The 16,944-nt window shown below is 69.5% G+C and carries 9 protein-coding genes; 7 read left to right on the plus strand and 2 right to left on the minus strand.

Annotated features, from left to right (window positions below):
• Positions 1 to 15: 15 nt before the first annotated feature.
• Complete coding sequence (locus tag LPN01_RS08500) at positions 16 to 1,362, minus strand: GntP family permease (protein WP_262827946.1); 1,347 nt, start codon at positions 1,360 to 1,362, stop codon at positions 16 to 18.
• Between the two features lie 275 nt (positions 1,363 to 1,637).
• Here LPN01_RS08500 and LPN01_RS08505 point away from each other — a divergent pair, with 275 nt between their 5' ends.
• Complete coding sequence (locus LPN01_RS08505; protein ID WP_262827947.1) at positions 1,638 to 1,916, plus strand: helix-turn-helix domain-containing protein; 279 nt, start codon at positions 1,638 to 1,640, stop codon at positions 1,914 to 1,916.
• A gap of 125 nt (positions 1,917 to 2,041) precedes the next feature.
• Here LPN01_RS08505 and LPN01_RS08510 read toward each other — a convergent pair whose 3' ends face one another.
• Positions 2,042 to 4,075: a TonB-dependent siderophore receptor gene (locus LPN01_RS08510; protein WP_262827948.1), complete on the minus strand. Its 2,034-nt coding sequence runs from the start codon at positions 4,073 to 4,075 to the stop codon at positions 2,042 to 2,044.
• Between the two features lie 384 nt (positions 4,076 to 4,459).
• On the opposite strand from LPN01_RS08510, the gene LPN01_RS08515 reads away from it, so the two are divergent.
• The 6 genes from LPN01_RS08515 (at position 4,460) to LPN01_RS08540 (ending at position 16,906) form a co-directional block, all read left to right on the plus strand.
• The gene (locus tag LPN01_RS08515; RefSeq protein WP_262827949.1) at positions 4,460 to 7,495 is read left to right on the plus strand and encodes a sugar-binding domain-containing protein; all 3,036 of its coding nucleotides are present in this window, start codon (positions 4,460 to 4,462) and stop codon (positions 7,493 to 7,495) included.
• Complete coding sequence (locus LPN01_RS08520) at positions 7,492 to 8,301, plus strand: sialate O-acetylesterase (RefSeq protein WP_262827950.1); 810 nt, start codon at positions 7,492 to 7,494, stop codon at positions 8,299 to 8,301. The genes LPN01_RS08515 and LPN01_RS08520 overlap by 4 nt, the downstream gene beginning before the upstream one ends.
• A gap of 64 nt (positions 8,302 to 8,365) precedes the next feature.
• Positions 8,366 to 9,769, plus strand: a complete 1,404-nt coding sequence (locus LPN01_RS08525) for a glycoside hydrolase family 28 protein (protein WP_262827951.1) — start codon at positions 8,366 to 8,368, stop codon at positions 9,767 to 9,769.
• A gap of 187 nt (positions 9,770 to 9,956) precedes the next feature.
• Entirely contained in the window at positions 9,957 to 12,947 is a 2,991-nt protein-coding gene (locus LPN01_RS08530) for a TonB-dependent receptor (protein WP_262827952.1), read from the plus strand.
• 30 nt (positions 12,948 to 12,977) lie between these two features.
• On the plus strand, positions 12,978 to 15,425 hold the full coding sequence (locus LPN01_RS08535; protein WP_262827953.1) for a glycoside hydrolase family 2 TIM barrel-domain containing protein: 2,448 nt from the start codon (positions 12,978 to 12,980) through the stop codon (positions 15,423 to 15,425).
• The gene (locus tag LPN01_RS08540; protein WP_262827954.1) at positions 15,422 to 16,906 is read left to right on the plus strand and encodes a family 43 glycosylhydrolase; all 1,485 of its coding nucleotides are present in this window, start codon (positions 15,422 to 15,424) and stop codon (positions 16,904 to 16,906) included. Before LPN01_RS08535 ends, LPN01_RS08540 begins: the two co-directional genes overlap by 4 nt.
• Positions 16,907 to 16,944: the final 38 nt, after the last annotated feature.

Genomic DNA, 16,944 nt, shown 5'->3' on the forward strand with positions numbered 1-16,944 from the left:
TGGCCGCCGGCGGGATCAGACGACATGGCTCGCCACCATCACCAGCGCGAGGCCGACCACCGATATCGTCGTTTCGAGCATCGACCAGGTCCGGAACGTGTCCGCGGTACTGGTGCCGACATAGCTCTTGACCAGCCAGAAGCCGGGATCGTTGACGTGGCTGAAGAACACCGACCCCGCGCCGATCGCCAGCACGACGAGTTCGGGCGATGCGCCCGAGCCGGCGACCACGCCGGGCATGATCCCGACCGCAGTGATCGTGGCGACCGTCGCCGATCCGGCGGCAAGGCGGATCGCAACCGCGACGAGCCAGCCGAGCAGCAACGGCGAGATCGCATACATCAGCACAGTCCGCGCGAGCAGGTCCGACAGGCCCGCGGTGACGAGCACCTGCTTCAGCGCGCCGCCCGCGCCGATCGCCAGCAGGATCGCGCCGGCCGCGCCCATCGTCTCGCGCCACACCGCATCCTGGATCGCGACGTCGCGCAGCCGGCGCCCGAACAGCATGGGGAGCGCGAGGAGGTTGGTCAGCAGCAGCGCGACGACGGGGTTCGCCGCGGCGACGAGCCACCCGGCGCCCTTCTGTCCCGGGACCATCTGGCCGATTTCGCCGGTGGCGATCAGCAGCACGGGCATCAGCACGATCAGCAGCGACAGGAGGCGCGGCGGCGGCGCGACGTCGATCGCGGGCCCGCTCGCCACCGGCGGCTCCAGCCGGACCCCCCTCGCCACGACCATCGCCAGCAGCGGCCCGGCGACGATCGCGGTGGGGATGGCGATCGCGATGCCGTAGACCATGGTCAGGCCGAGGTTGGCGCCGAGCGCCTCGACCGCCAGCAGCGGGCCGGGATGCGGCGGCACCAGCGCGTGCACGACGCCCAGCCCCGCCAGCGCGGGCATGATGAGGCGCAGCTTCGCCGCGTCGCGATCGACGCCGTCCCGGCCGGCCAGTTCGTCCGCCGCCGCGACGACGATCGGCAACAGCAGCACGAGGCCCGTTTCGAAGAACAGCGGCAATCCGACGACGATCGCGATGCCCAGCGTCGCCCAGGGGGCGGCGCGCGCACCGGTCAGCCGCAATGCGCTCCTGGCGAGCGACACCGCCCCGCCCGACAGGTGCAGCATGGCGCCCAGCGACAGGCCGAGCGCGACGACCAGTCCCGTGCCGCCGACGATGTCGCCGACACCCTTCTGGACCGCCTTGGCGACCTCGGGCAGCGGCAGCCCGGCGAGCAGGCCGACGGTGAACGCCCCGCACAACAGGCCGATGAAGGGGTGGAGCCGGCCGCGCACGATCATGACGACGGCAAGAAGAATGCCGGTCAGCGCCGCGATGACCAGCCGGGCGTCGGGTCCGATCATCGCGCGGATCGCCCGCTCCGGTCGCGACGCTCCGTCCGCGTTTCCATCCGCCCCCTCCATCGATCCGGCGGCGGCTTCGCCTGTCGGTAATCGACCATATCTGTACGACAGATTTTTTCGATCTGACAACCGAATTGACTTGCCTGTCCGCAAAATCGCGGCCCATATCCAAACCTGTCCAACCGGATCCGCACAAGCGGCACGTGGACGCGCTGTTCCGGTCGGGATGCGGCGGATGATTGCCGCCACGCTCGCGACGTCAGAAGCAAGGGAGGATGATCGTGAATGGTACCGGACATGACGCCTGTCGGCCGTCTCGCGACGCGACCGCGGCGGGATCCGACGGCGAGGGCGGCCCCCATCTGACGCCGACCCAGATCAAGGTGCTCCGCGGCGTGCATTCGGGCCTGCTCAACAAGCAGATCGCGTTCGACCTCGGGATCGCCGAAGCCACCGTGAAGGTCCACATGACCGCGCTGATGCGCAAGCTCAACGTGCGCAACCGGACGCAGGCGGCGGTCGTCGCCCAGTCGCTTACCATGCAGATATCCTGACCCGCCGGTCTCGCGACGAGGGTTGCGTCCTTCGGCGCAGGTGAAGCGGGCCATCGCGCGCGATGGGGCAGGCGATCGGCGCGGCCGGAGATCGTGCTGGCGGACAATAGTGCAGGCTATGCCTCCTAACGCTCCAGCCTGATGGACGCGCGGACCAGCCGCGGCGCGCCGGGATAGATCCACAGCGCGCTGTAGGAACTCGCGGCATAGCGTCGATCGAACAGATTGTCGGCCTCGAGGCGGAAGCGCAGGCCGTTCGCCAACGGTGCCTCGAGCGCGGCCTTCACCTTCGTATAGGCGGGCAACAGGACCGGGCGGGCGGTGAGCGATCCGGCGCGGTCGCCGACATGGGCCACCCCGCCGCTCACCTGCCAGTCGCCGTGCCGCGTCGGAATGCGGTGGACCAGCAACGCCGTGCCCGCATGCTTCGGCACGTTGAGCACGGCGGCGGTCGGGAAGGCGGCGTCGTCGGCGCGGGCGTGGATCCGCGCATAGTTCGCGACGATCTGCCACCGGCCATCGAGCCGGGCCGAGGCGTCGAGCTCGATCCCGCGGCTGACGAGGCTGCCGACCGGTGCCAGATAGTTCGGATCGACCGGATCCGTCGTGAGGATGTTTCGCTTGCCGATGGCGAACCACGTCGCGGCGACGTCGATGCCGGACGAGCGGACGGCGATGCCGACCTCGTGGCCGTGGCCCGTTTCGGGGCCGAAGCCGGCGCCATTGCGATCCGTCCCGGTGTTGAGGGCGAACGTCTCGCCCCAATTGGCGTGCACCGCGATCGCGTCCGTCGCCCGGTAGGTCGCGCCCATGCGGACATCGGCCGGTGCGCCCGCGTTGCGACCGGCGCGGCCCGTGGTGTTGTTGACGATCCGCTGGCGATAGGGCGCGATCCGGGCGCCGCCGACCAGCGTCAGCCGGTCGGTCGGCGCCCACATGTCCTGGACGTAGAGCATGCCCGCCCGACGCCGCTCGTCGTTATTGGTGAACGGCCGGAGCGGCGCGGCGACGGCCCCGTGCACCGGATCGTACAGGTCGATGGCATAGGGCCGCGCCTCCGACGGATTGATGCGCTGCCAGCGTTCGCCATACAGGAAGCGATAGCCCTTCAAACCGGCGCTGACGCAGTGCCGGCCGATGCGTCCCGAAAGCTCCAATCGCGCGGCGAGGCCGTCGACACCGAAATCCCGCGCTCGCCGCTGCCGCCACAGCGTCCGGCCGACGATCCGCGCCGAATCGGCGGACAGGCCCTTCAGCGTTCCCGTCCGCCAGACGACGCCCCCGTTCAGCGTCCAGCCGCGGCCGAGGCGCGCGAAGCCGGTGACCTGATGCTGGTCGTTCCGCGATCGGGTCACCCCGTTCGACGGTTCGCCGTAATAGTTCGAGCGCGGCAGGGCGTTGGCATTCCCGTCGATCGCGGGCACGCCGCGGTCGAACGGCGTGTCGAACCGGCTGAATTCCGCGCTGTAGGTGATCGCGAACCCGTCGCCCGGCCGCCAGCTCAGCGACGGCGCTACGATCCGCCGCCGCACGCTCACGGTGTCCCGCCATCCGTCGCTGTCCTCGCCCGCGACGACGATCCGCGCCGCCAGCGTCCGGGCCAGCGGTCCGGTCGCATCCAGGTCCACGCGCCGCGTGCCGAACGTCCCATAGCCGATCGTGGCGTTCGCCGCCGGCGCGAAGCGCGGCGCCTTGGTGACGATATTGACCCGCCCGCCCGGATCGATCTCGCCGAATAGCGCCCCCGCCGGTCCTTTCAGCACCTCGATCCGTTCCGTCGTGGCGGGATCGCGCGGCGGCGCCATGCCGCGATTGGCCATGAACCCGTTCACATAATATTCCGCGCCCCCGTCCGGCGTGCCGAGAAAGCCGCGCACCGCGAAATTGTCGATCACGCCGCCGCGATTGTTCTGCTGGCTGAAGCCGCTGACCAGTTCCAGCACATCGCTCAGCCGATGGGCACCCGCCGCGTCCAGGATCGTCCGCTCCAGCGACCGGCTCGATTGCGACATGCGCTCCGTCACGCGATCCGACGACAGCGTTCTATCGACCGTGTCGCGCGTGCCGAGCACCACGATGTCGCCCCCGTCCTCGCGATCGGGTGACGCCTGCGCCCCGGCGCTGGCGGGTGTCAGGCCGAGGACGATCGGCCATGCCAATCCGGCGATGCGCCGGCACGGGAGGACGGTTGGTGAGGGCATTGCGGCTCCGAAGCGCGGAAAGACATCCGGTGTATGACACGTTGCAACATCTCATAGCGCGATGCTGCTGCGACGCAACCGGCCGCAGCCGACGCGCTCCCCTCGACGGCGTGGTCGGGCAACGGGGCGTGCCGGAACGGCATCCGTCATGCCAGCCCTGCGTCATCCCCGCCTATGGGCCATGGCGCATTTCGGCTTGCCACAATCGTGTCGTCAGCACATTGTGGGGCAACGAAATAATATATGGGACGGGTGATGGAGGGATATATCCGGGCCGGCGATCCGCGTCGCATCCTCGCCTCGCGATGGAGAATGCCGGCCTGCAACCGATGGGTTGCCGTCGTGGTGGCAGCCGTCGCCGGCATCCTGCCGAGCGCCCCGGTGGGCGCGCATGATGCCTCCACCGTGGTCGCGTCGGCGCGCGCGACCTTCAACCTTAATCCGGCATGGCGGATGGCGACCGGGGACGTGCAGGGGGCGGAACGGCCGGGCTTCGACGACCGCGCGTGGCGCGTCGTCACCTTGCCCAACGCGTTCAACGAGAAAGAGGCCTTCGCCCGCGATATCAAGGACCTGTCGACCGGGATCACCTGGTACCGCAAGCGCGTCGCGCTGCCCCGCGGCGCGCAGGGGGGCAAGGCCTTCCTGGAATTCGAGGGCGTGCGCCAGGCGGCCGAGGTGTGGGTCAACGGCCGGTCCGTCGTGCTGTCGGAACGCGGCGCGATGGCGTTCGGCGCGGACATATCGCGCGCGCTGCGGCCGGGCGAGAACACGATCGCGGTGCGGGTCGACAACGACTGGCGCTACAAGGAACGCCGCTCCGGCAGCGGCTTCCAGTGGAACGACCGCAACTTCAACGTCAATTACGGCGGCATCACGCGCAACGTGAAGCTGCACCTGGCGCCGCGGACGTATCAGACGCTGCCGCTGATGTCCGATCTGGGGACGACCGGGCAATATGTCTGGGCGGATGCCTTCGACCTTGCCGGCCGATCGGCGACGATCCACGCCGAGACCCAGGTCCGCAACGAGGAGGCGCGCCCGCGCACGCTGTCGTATCGGGTCGACGTGCGCGACCGCGACGATCGCGTCGTCGGCCGGCTGGACGGCGGCGTCGTCACGCTGGCCCCGGGCGGAACGCGGACGCTCGCGGCGGCGGGGCGGATCGGCGACCTTCATTTCTGGAGCTGGGGCTACGGCTATCTGTACCGCGTGACGACCAGCCTGGTCGAACGGGGGCAGGTGATCGATGCCGTCGACACGCGCACCGGCTTTCGCGCCACGCAGTTCGGCGACGGCATGATCCGGCTCAACGGACGGGTGATGCAGGTGCACGGCTACGCCCAGCGGACCTCGAACGAATGGCCCGCGGTCGGCGTGTCGATCCCGCCGTGGATCAGCGATTTCTCGAACGCGCTGATGGTGGAGAGCGGCGCCAACCTGGTCCGCTGGATGCATATCACCCCGTCGAAGCAGGACATCGAATCCGCCGACCGGGTCGGCCTGCCGCAGGCGATGCCCGCCGGCGACGCGGAACACGATGTCGAGGGGCGCCGGTGGGACCAGCGCAAGGAGCAGATGCGCGACGCGATCGTCTACAACCGCAACAACCCCTCGATCCTGTTCTACGAAAGCGGCAACGAAAGCATCAGCGAAGCCCATATGGCGGAGATGAAGGCGATCCGCGACGCCTGCGATCCCCACGGCGGGCGGGCGATCGGATCGCGCGAGATGCTCGACAGCCGGACCGCCGAATATGGCGGCGAGATGCTGTACATCAACAAGAGCGCGCGCATCCCGATGTGGGCGATGGAATACAGTCGCGACGAGGCGGCGCGCCTGTATCAGGACGCGCTGACCCCGCCGTTCCACGCGGATGCGCCCGACTATAACCGCAACCAGGACAGCCAGGCGCAGGAGGACGTGCGCCGCTGGTGGGACTTTTACCGCATCCGTCCCGGCACCGGGAGGAGGGTGAGCGCGGGCGGCGTCAACATCATCTGGTCCGACAGCAACACCCATTATCGCGGCGACAACAACTATCGCCGTTCCGGCGAGGTCGATGCGGTGCGGCTGCCGAAGGAAGGCTTCTACGCGCATCGGGTGATGTGGACCGGCTGGGTCGATGCGGAAACGCCCGCGACTCACATCATCGGCCACTGGAACTACCGCGCCGGCGCAAGCAAGGACATCGGCGTCGTCTCGAACGGCGAGCGGGTCGAGCTGTTCCTCAACGGCCGCTCGCTGGGGCAGGGGAGGAGGTCGAGCGGCTTCCTGTTCACCTGGCCGGGCGTGCGCTGGCAGCCCGGCACGCTGCGCGCCGTCGCGACCGGCGCGGACGGCCGCCGATCCGACCATGCCGTCGCGACGACCGGCGCGCCGGCTGCGCTGCGGCTGGTGCCGCACACGGGACCGCGCGGGTTCGTGATGGACGGTGCCGACCTGGCGCTGGTCGACGTCGAGGTCGTCGATGCCGAGGGGCGGCGGGTGCCGACCGCGAACGACACGGTGGCCTTCACGCTCGCCGGCCCCGCCGAATGGCGCGGCGGCATCGCGCAGGGCGACAGCTCGGGCAGGCCGCGTGCGGCGGTACCCGTGCAGGCGGAGGCGATCCCCGGCACGACGCCCACCGCCGGTACCGCGCGCGGCGAGGACAATTACATCCTGTCGAAGGTTTTGCCGGTCGAGGCGGGGATCAACCGCGTCCTGCTGCGCGCCGGGACGGCACCGGGCACCGTGCGCATCACCGCGACCGCGGCGGGATTGCGGCCGGCGACGCTGACGATTCCGACGCGCGCGGCACCCGATGTGCAGGGCGGCCTGTCGCGCGCCTTCGCCGATGCCGCGCAGTCGGGCCTGCTCACGCGCGGCCCGACGCCGTCCGGCCCCTCCTATCGCGTCACCCGCACCACCGTCGTGCCGAGCGGCGTGACCGCGGGCGCGAACCCGCAGGATGCGGCCAAGACGATCGACGACGACGAACTGTCGCGCTGGTCGAGCGACGGCAGGCCCGGCACCGCATGGATCGAATATCGTTTCGACGCGCCGGTGACGCTGACCGCGATCGAACTGAAACTGGTCGGCTGGCGTTCGCGCGCCTATCCGATCCGGATCACCATGGACGGTCGCGAGGTGTGGAAGGGCGAGACGGACCGCCAGCTCGGCTATGCCGTCGTCGACTTCCCCGCCGCCCGGGGCCGCACCGTACGGATCGCGCAGACCGCGCCGACCGTGGATCGCGACGCGTTCGGCAAGATCGTCGAGGTCGGCAACGCCCGGCAGGCCGGCGACACCGGTGCGGACGCGGTTCCCGCGGGCTGGCGGCTGGCGATCGTCGAAGCGGACTTTCACGGCCCCGTGCCGGAGGGGCCAAGGTGAAGGGCGCGGCCGCGGTCCTCGCCGCATTCGCGCTCGCGGGCTCGGCCGCGGCCGTGCGACCCGAGCGGGCCGCACCGTTCGACGTCTACGTGCTTGCCGGACAATCGAACATGTCGGGTCGCGGCGCGCTGGCGGCGCTGACGCCGGCGGAGCGGGTCGCAGATCCGCGCATCCGCCTGTATGGCAACGACGCGCGCTGGCGCGACGCGCTCGACCCCCTCGACGATGCCGCCGACCAGATCGATGCCGTGTCGGCCGACCGGCAGGCCGCGGTCGGACCCGGGCTGCCCTTCGCCAGGCGGATGCTGCGGGGGCGGGGGCGTCCGGTCGCGCTGGTGCCGTGCGCGAAGGGCGGCAGCGCGATCGCGGCATGGCACGCCGACGCGGCGCCGGACACGCTCTACGGATCCTGCCTCCGGCGGACGCGCGAAGCGCGGGGGCGGCTTGCCGGGCTGCTCTGGTATCAGGGCGAAAGCGATGCGCAGGCGCCGACCGCCGACCTCTGGTCCGACCGTTTCGCCGCGCTGGTTGCGGCGCTCCGCCAGGATCTCGCCGCGCCGCGCCTGCCGGTGGTCTTCGTCCGGATCGCGGACCGGCCGACGATCAACGCGGATCGCTATCCCTATTGGACGATGGTTCAGGACCGGCAGGCGTCCGTAGCCCTGCCCTGCGTCGCCATGGTGTCGGCCGGCGGGCTGACACGCAATCCCGACGACCTGCACCTCGACACCGGCGCGCAGCGCAGGCTGGGCGCGCGGATCGCGGAGGCCATGATCCGGTTGCAGCGGCGAGGCTGCGGCCGGTGAGCGTCGCGACCCATCCGACATGGCGCGCGGATAGAGCCATGATTCAGAACACGGAGTGCAGGATATGACGGTCGATCGTCGTGCGTTCGTCCACGGTGCCTGCGTGCTGCCGCTGCTGGCGCGGGGCGCCATGGCCCGCGCGCCCGCCATGCCGCTGCGGCGGATCGCGGTGGCCGCGCCGTTCGCCATGCCGGAGATCGGTGTTCCGGATTTTCGCGCGAGCCGCCGTTTCCTCATCACCGACTTCGGCGCGGCGCAGGACGACAAGGCCCGGACGGGCGCCGCCATCGCGCGGGCGATCGCCGCGGCCAATGCGGCGGGTTCGGGCATCGTGATAGTTCCGGCGGGCGTCTGGCCGACGGGCAGCATCCATCTGCGCAGCAACGTCGCGCTGCACCTCGACAAGGGAGCGACGCTGCGATTCTCCGACGATCCGCAGGACTATCTGCCGGCGGTGCAGACGTCGTGGGAAGGCGTGGAATGCTTCAACTATTCGCCGCTGATCTATGCGTTCGATTGCGAGAACGTCGCGATCACCGGCGAAGGGCGGCTGGAGCCGGTGCTCGACCGCTGGGCGATCTGGTCCGCACGGCCCAAACCGCACATGGATGCGCTGATCGCCCTGTACATGATGGCGTATCGCGGCATGCCGGTCGCGCGGCGACAGATGGCGGTCGGCGCAAACAATCTGCGCCCGCAGCTGATCCAGTTCAACCGCTGCCGCAACGTGCTGATCGAGGACATCGCGATCGAGGGCAGCCCGTTCTGGACGATCCATCCGCTGCTGTGCCGGGACGTCACGATCCGCCGGGTCAAGGTGCGCGCGCATGGTCACAACAACGACGGCGTCGATCCGGAAATGTGCGAGAACGTGTTGATCGAGGATTGCCGGTTCGATCAGGGCGACGATGCGATATCGGTCAAGTCGGGCCGCGACATGGACGGGTGGCGGCTCGCGCGGCCGTGCCGGAACGTCGTCGTGCGCAACTGCCGGATAGTCAACGGCCATCAGCTGATGGCGGTGGGCAGCGAACTGTCCGCCGGCATCGAGAACATATGGGTCGACGATTGCCATTTCGTGGGCGACGGCAAGGGCGCCGACGATCACGCCGTGCCGATCAACAACCTGTTGTTCGTCAAGACGAACGAACGCCGCGGCGGATACGTCCGCAACATCCACATGACCAACGTCACCGCGACGACGATCGCCGGCGGGGTGCTCGCGGTGGAAACCGACGTACTGTACCAGTGGCGGACGCTGCTGCCGACCTACGTCCGCCGGCTGACCGCGATCGAGGGCCTGCGCGTCAGCGACGTCACGGTCGACAGGGCGAAGTTCGTCTGTCGGATCGCCGCCGAGCGGGACATGCCCGTCCGCGACGTTCGTCTCGACCGCGTCAGGGTCGCGACGGTGACGGGCACGCCGTTCACCACCGAAAACGTGACCGGGTTCCACGCGCCCGGCTGACGCCCTGCGGTGGATGCGCGGGTAATGGACGCCCGCGCGCACGATCGGCAAGACATCGTCCGGCATATTCCAATATGTGGAATCGCGTTGCAACATTTCGCTTGTCACCCCGGAACCTAGTCGCCAAGGTGCGTTCGTCAGCCAAAGGCGACGGGCGAACCGCTCCAGGGGCGAAGAGGGGATGATTATGAAAGGTCACGCGTTTTTCTCGTGTTCCAGCGTCATGGCGCTGGCGATCGCGACGTCGATCGCGGCGGGCGGCGTCGCCGGCGCACAGACCCGGCCGGGCCCACCTGTGCCCGCGACCGCGGAAGCGCCCCAGGTGCCGGCCGACAGTTCCGCGACCAATGTCGCCGCGGACGAACAGGCCGCGCCGGACATCGTCGTCACCGGCTTCCGGGCGTCGCTGAGCAGCGCGATCAACGCCAAGCGCCGCGAAACCGCTGCGATCGACAGCATCGTCGCAGAGGACATCGGCAAGTTTCCCGACAGCAACCTCGCCGAATCGATGCAGCGCGTGCCCGGCGTCGCGCTGGCGCGCGGCGACGGCGGCGAAGGACGCAACATCTCCGTCCGCGGGCTCGGTGCCGCGTTCACGCGCGTGCGCATCAACGGGATGGAGGGCACGGCCCAGACCGGCAGCTCGGACATCTACGGCGGCGGCAACAACGGCCGCAGCTTCGATTTCAACGTCTTCCCGACCGAGATCTTTTCCGCGCTCGCGGTGCGCAAGACGCCGTCCGCCGATGTCGAGGACGGCTCGCTCGGCGCGACGGTCGACCTCAACGCCCCCAAGCCGTTCGACAGCCGCAAGGACTTCACGCTCACCGCGACCGCGCGCGGCGTCTACAACGAGCTGTCGAAAAAGGTGAACCCGCGCCTGTCCGCGCTGGTTTCGACGAAGTTCGGCGATTTCGGCATCCTCGCCTCCGTCGCCTACCAGCAGCGCGACATCCGCGAGGTCGGCTATTCCGCGGTGGACATCCTGTCCGCCAACACCAACGGCCTGTTCTGTTCGCCGATCGGCTTCACCCCGGCGACGCCGGCGGTGGGCAGCAAGGGCGCCGACGCGGCCAATTGCTATCCCGGCGTGCCGCGGACCAGCACCGCGGCCGCGTTCAACACGATCTACAACGCGCGGCGGACGGACCTGCCCAACACGCCGGGCAGCGGCGCGTTCTTCCCGCGACTGCCGCGCTACCTCAATTCGCAGCAGGACCAGAAGCGCCTCGGCGGCACGCTGACGCTGCAATACAAGCCCGACGACGCCACCGACATCTCGCTCGACCTGCTCTATTCGCGCTTCCACGTCGTCCGCCGGGACAATTACATCGCGGCGGTATCGTTCGCCCGGTCGGCGGCGAACAACGGCCAGCCGGTCACGTCTGTGAAGGACATCCAGCTCTCGCCGCAAGGCAGTCTGGTGTACGGCCTGTTCGATGGCGTCGACGTGCGGTCCGAAGGGCTGGTCGACGATTTCACCTCGACCTTCAAACAGGCCAATCTGAACATCAAGCACGACTTCGACGACCGGCTGAGCTTCAGCGCGCTGATCGGGCTCAACGAGGCCAAGTCGTTCGGCAAGCAGCGCTTCCAGTATTTCATGGACGCGATCGACACGTCCAATTTCTCGGTCGACTATCGCAAGGGCGGGGACACCCCGATCCTCGGTTTCGGCTTCGACGTGTCCGATCCGACCAAGTTCAACTATGCGCCCGGCCGGTCCGACGGCACCGTGCTCGGCGGTTACAGCTTCCAGGCGCGACCCTCGACCAACACCAACCGGGGGCTGACCGGCGAGCTGAACTTCAGCTGGAAGGCCGCGGACATCCTGACCCTGAAGGCGGGCGGCCAGTACCGGCGCAGCGACTTCACGATCCGCAACCTGATCCCCTACAGCGCCGACCTCGTCGTGCGGGCGCTTCCCGCGGGCACCAGCCTCGCCAGCATCACGCGCCAGATCGCCGGTGTCGACCAATTGTGGGGCAACGGCGCCCCGGCGAGCTGGGCGTCGCTCGATCCCGCCAAGCTGATCCAGACGTTCGGCCTCGATGCGACCCGCTATTGCGGCGTCGAGTGCGGCGCGCAGTCGAGCCGCGTGCTGGAGGAGGTGTCGTCGGGCTATGCGATGGCCGCGTTCGACCTTGGCGATCGCCTGGGCGGCGTCGGCGTGCGCGGCGACGCGGGCGTGCGCTACGTCAAGACAGACCAGTTCTCGTCCGGGTTCATTTCGGTGTCGCAGGCGGGATCGCCGACCGGGCTGACCGGGCGCTATGCGACCGCGTACAAATCCTACGACGACTGGCTGCCGTCCGCCAACGTGGTGGTCGAGCCGATCGAAAACCTGCTGTTCCGCTTCTCGGGCGCCAAGGTGCTCGCGCGGCCCGAACTCGGCGTGCTGACGCCGACCAGCGGCGTCAATCCGGTCACCCGCTCGGGCAGCATCCAGAACCCGCAGCTCGATCCGATCCGCGCCAATACGTTCGACGCGGCGATCGAATGGTATTTCCGTCCCGGCGCACTGCTGTCGGCGGCGTTCTTCTACAAGGACATCAAGTCCTACGTGCAGAACGTCAACAGCCTGCTGCCGTTCGACAGCCTGGGCCTGCCGAACGAACTGCTGATCGGGTCCAACACGCAGCCGGGCGAGCTGTTCACCATCGCGCAGCCGATCAACACGCCGGGCGGACCGCTGAAGGGGATCGAGGTCAACGCGCAGGTGCCGTTCACCTTCCTGCCCGGTTTCCTCGCCAATTTCGGCGCGCTGGCGAACTACACGCACGTCACCTCGCGGATCAATTACGTGCTGGCGAGCGTCAACGGCGTGCCGACCGTCACGACGACCGCCGATCTGGTCGGCCTGTCGCCGAATACCGCGTCGGGGACGCTCTATTACGAGGACAAGACGTTCAGCCTGCGCGGCACCGCCAATTATCGCAGCCGGTTCATCCGCGGTATCCCGGCGTCGCCGGGCAGCGACCTTCAGGGCAACGACAGCACGCTGTTCGTCGACGCCTCCGCATCGATCAACGTGACCGACGCGGTGAAGCTGATCGTCGAGGCGACCAACCTGACCGACGAGCAGAACCGGCTGTACGTCGACAGCGTCCGTCAGGACACGCTGTTCCAGACGCGGATCGGGCGCACCGTGACCTTCGGCGCCAATCTGCGCTTCTGATTGCCCGCCGATCGATCGAAAGGGGTTCGCATGCGCCATCGCGACGACCAGGCCGTCAGGAGCGTGCGGCGATGGCGGTGCCGGCCGGGCGCCGCCGCGACGGCGGCGCTGCTCGTCCTGTGCCCGGCGGGCGGGGTATGGGCGGCGCCGCGATCCGTCACCGCGCTGGCGGACGGCTGGCGCTTCGTCAAGGGCGACCCCGCGGGCGCCGAGACCGCCGCGCTCGACGACGGCGCGTGGCGCATCGTGTCGGTGCCGCACGACTGGGCGATCGCCGGACCCTTCGCCGCCGATGCGAAGGCAGGCGGCGAGAACGGCTTCCTGCCGAGCGGCGTCGCCTGGTATCGGCGGACGCTCGACGTGACGCCGCGCCCGGGCCGACGCTATTTCGTCGAGTTCGACGGCATCATGGAACGCAGCGGCGTCTGGGTGAACGGCCACCACGTCGGGTACCGGCCGATGGGCTATGTCGGCCAGCGCTACGACGTCACGCGCTATCTCGTCGCGGGCGGCCGCAACGTGATCGCGGTGCGCAGCGACCCCTCCGCCGCGCCGTCGTCGCGCTGGTATACGGGTGCGGGCATCTATCGCCGCGCCCGGTTGATCGAAACGGGCGATATCCACATCCCGCAGGGCGGCGCCTATGTCCGCACCGCACGGCTCGATGCCGACCGCGCCACGCTCGCGATCGCCACCGACGTCCGCAATGCCGGGCCGGCGGCGGGGCAGGTGACGGTCGAGGTGGTGCTGACCGCCCCCGACGGCCGACAGGTGGCGCAGACCATGCTGCCGGTCGCGACGGTGGCCGCGGACCGGACCATGACCGTGCAGGGCGAGATCGCGCTGCCGCATCCCCGCCGCTGGGACATCGCCGATCCCGCATTGTACCGGGCGACGATCCGTATCCTGGGCGGCGACGGCGCAGTGCTGGACGACGATGTCGTCCCCTTCGGCATCCGCGAGGCGCGGTTCGATCCGGCCACCGGCTTCTGGCTCAACGGTCGCAATTTCAAGCTGAAGGGCGTCGCCCTGCACCATGACGGCGGCGCGGTCGGGGCGGCGGTACCGCTCGACATCTGGCGCCAGCGGCTGACGACGCTGAAGGCGCAGGGGGTCAATGCGATCCGCACCGCGCACAATGTCCCCAGCCCAGAATTCCTCGATCTCGCGGACCAGCTCGGCCTGCTGGTGATGGACGAACTGTTCGACCAGTGGAACGTCGGCAAGACGCCCGAGGACTATCACCTGTTCTTCGGTGACTGGCACCAGCGCGACACGCTCGACATGGTACGCCGCGATCGCAACCATCCCGCCATCGTGCTGTGGAGCGCGGGCAACGAGATCCACGACACCGCCTATCCGGTACAGGCGAAGGCGGCGCTGCGCAGCATCCTCGACATCGTCCACGCCGCCGATCCGTCGCGTCCGGTGACGATGGCGCTGTTCCGGCCGAACGTCACCAAGGATTACGACAACGGCCTCGCCGACATGCTCGACGTGGTCGGCCAGAACTATCGCGAAACCGAGCTGATCGCGGCCAGCCGCCAGAACCCCCGGCGCAGCATCGTCGGTACCGAGAATGCGCACAACCGCATCAACTGGCTGCCGGTGCGCGACTATGCGCCGTTTTCGGGCATGTTCCTGTGGACAGGCGTCGATTATCTGGGCGAGGCGAACCGGTCGGGCTGGCCGAACATCCAGAATCCCGCGGGCCTGCTGGACCGGACCGGACGGCAGAAGATCAGCGGCATGGAGCGCGAAAGCTGGTGGTCGGACCGGCCGGTCGTCCATGTCGTGCGCAACGCCGACCCGGCCGCCGCCGGTCCCGCCACCGACGGCGCCGGCGGCCCGAACCAGCCCGCCTTGCCGACGATGATCGCGGTCGCGACGCCCCGGCCCAGGGTCGCGCTGTTCGACGACTGGACCCCCGCGAATGCCGCGCCGCACGACGAGACGATCGAGGTCTACAGCAATTGCCGGCGCGTGGAGGCGTTCCTGAACGGCCGGTCGCTGGGGGTGCAGGCGATCCACGACGATGCCGCCCCCCGCCGCTGGCCGGTGCGCTATGCGCCGGGCGAGGTCCGCGCCACCTGCCGCGATCCGGGCGCCGGGACGGTCACCGACACGTTGCGCACCGCGGGCAGGGCGGTACGGGTCGTGCTGGAGGCGGAACGGCGGTCGGTGGGTTCGTCGTTCGACGACCTCGCCTATGTTCGCGCCCGTGTCGTCGACGCCCGGGGCACGACGGTGCCGGCGGACGGTCGCCGGCTGCGGTTCGCGGTCGACGGCGCGGGGGCGCTGGTCGCCACCGACAACGGCTCGTCGGTCGATCATACGCCCTTCGCGTCGGCGGAGCGCGCGGTGGAGCGCGGCCATGCCGTGGCGCTGGTCCGCGGCGCCGGTGCGGGGCCGTTCCGCGTCACGGCGAGCGCGGACGGCCTCGCGGGCGGCAGCGTCCGGCTGACCGCGACCCGATGAGGGGCGCGGCCATCGCGGCGCTTGTCCTCGCGGCGAGCCAGGGCGCGCCGGCGCAGACGATCCGCAACGACGTCTTCTGGACCGATACGTCCGGCACCCCGATCTATTCGCAGGGTGGCGGCATCCTGAAGGTCGGGCGGCGCTATTACTGGTATGGCGCGAAATACGAGGAGGCGGTCGCCTATGCCCGGCCGCCCCATGTGCCGGCGAAGACCCCGCATTTCAGTGCGGTGACGGTCTATTCGTCGGAAAACCTCGTCGACTGGCGGTTCGAGGGCAATGCGATCGCCGCGGGGGCGGCGGGGCAGCGGTTCGCGCGCGACGCCTGGATGGGGCGCATGGGTGTGGTCTACAACGCCCGCACGCGCAAATACGTATTGGTCAGCCAATATGCCGGCAAGGAAACCGGCCCCGGCATCGTGTTCGCGACGAGCGACACGCCCGCCGGCCCGTTCGTCTTCGCCCGGCATCAGGCGGCGATCGACAATGTCGCGACGCGGACGTCGGGGGACCAGACGCTGTTCGTCGACGACGACGGCAAGCCCTACCTGATCTTCAGCGGCTCGGGCGACCGGCGGAGCCTGTACGTCGCGCCGCTGGTCGGCCCCGACTATCTGCATATCGGGCCCGCCACCAACGTCTACACGGCACCCGGCGGCGGTCGCGAAGGCAATGCGATGTTCCGGTACAAGGGGCGCTATTACTTCTGCTCGTCCGAACTGCACGGCTGGAACGCCTCGCGCAGCTATTACATGACGGCTGCGTCGATCACCGGACCCTATACGCCGGAACGCATGCTGGAGGGGACGGACGCCGATTTCTCGCACGTCTCGCAGAACGGCTTCTTCGTCCCGGTCAACGGGTCGGCGGCGACGACCATCCTGTACGCCGGCGACCGCTGGAGCGACTTTGCGGGAAACGGGATCGGCTACAACGTCTGGGTGCCGCTGACCTTCCGGGGCGCGGTGCCGCATTTCGAATCGCTCAGCGCCTTCGATCTCGATGCGCGGCGCGGCAGCTGGACGGTCGGCGCGGCGAACAATTACGTGCGCAACCCCGGGTTCGAGGCCGACCGGGTCGCGCAGACCGGCGTCGCCGGCTGGATCGCGAGCTGGACGAACCTGAACGGCGCCGCGCCGATCGTGAACACGCCGGACGGCCGCACCGGTCGCTGGGCCCTGACCATGGCACCGCCGGGCGCGGCCTCGGGCAGCGTCGTGCAGACCATCGCGCTGCCGAACGGCCGCTATACGCTGCGGCTGTCGACCCGGAGCGGCGGCGGCCAGGCCGTCGCGCGCATCTTCGCCGCCGGGCATGGCGGCGGGACGGTCGTCCACGACGTGACGCGCTCCGCCGGCTGGACGGACGTCGCGCTGCCGCCGATCGACGTCACGACCGGATCCGTGCAGGTCGGCGCCTATGTCGAGGGCGCGGGCGGCGCTGCGCTGAGCATAGACGACGTGCAACTGACGCGGCGCTGATCGCGGCGCCTGCACGACCGGCGCAGCGGTGGCTGCAC

It is taken from the genome of Sphingomonas sp. A2-49 (assembly GCF_025548555.1).
In the GTDB taxonomy this organism is placed as follows: Bacteria; Pseudomonadota; Alphaproteobacteria; order Sphingomonadales; family Sphingomonadaceae; genus Sphingomonas.

What these genes read in the sequence shown, in the direction of transcription:
- LPN01_RS08540 (WP_262827954.1), top strand. Translation starts at nt 15,422, where the DNA reads ATGAGGGGCGCGGCCATCGCGGCGCTTGTCCTCGCGGCGAGCCAGGGC.
- LPN01_RS08530 (WP_262827952.1), top strand. Translation starts at nt 9,957, where the DNA reads ATGAAAGGTCACGCGTTTTTCTCGTGTTCCAGCGTCATGGCGCTGGCG.
- LPN01_RS08525 (WP_262827951.1), top strand. Translation starts at nt 8,366, where the DNA reads ATGACGGTCGATCGTCGTGCGTTCGTCCACGGTGCCTGCGTGCTGCCG.
- LPN01_RS08500 (WP_262827946.1), bottom strand. Translation starts at nt 1,362, where the DNA reads ATGATCGGACCCGACGCCCGGCTGGTCATCGCGGCGCTGACCGGCATT.
- LPN01_RS08535 (WP_262827953.1), top strand. Translation starts at nt 12,978, where the DNA reads ATGCGCCATCGCGACGACCAGGCCGTCAGGAGCGTGCGGCGATGGCGG.
- LPN01_RS08505 (WP_262827947.1), top strand. Translation starts at nt 1,638, where the DNA reads ATGATCGTGAATGGTACCGGACATGACGCCTGTCGGCCGTCTCGCGAC.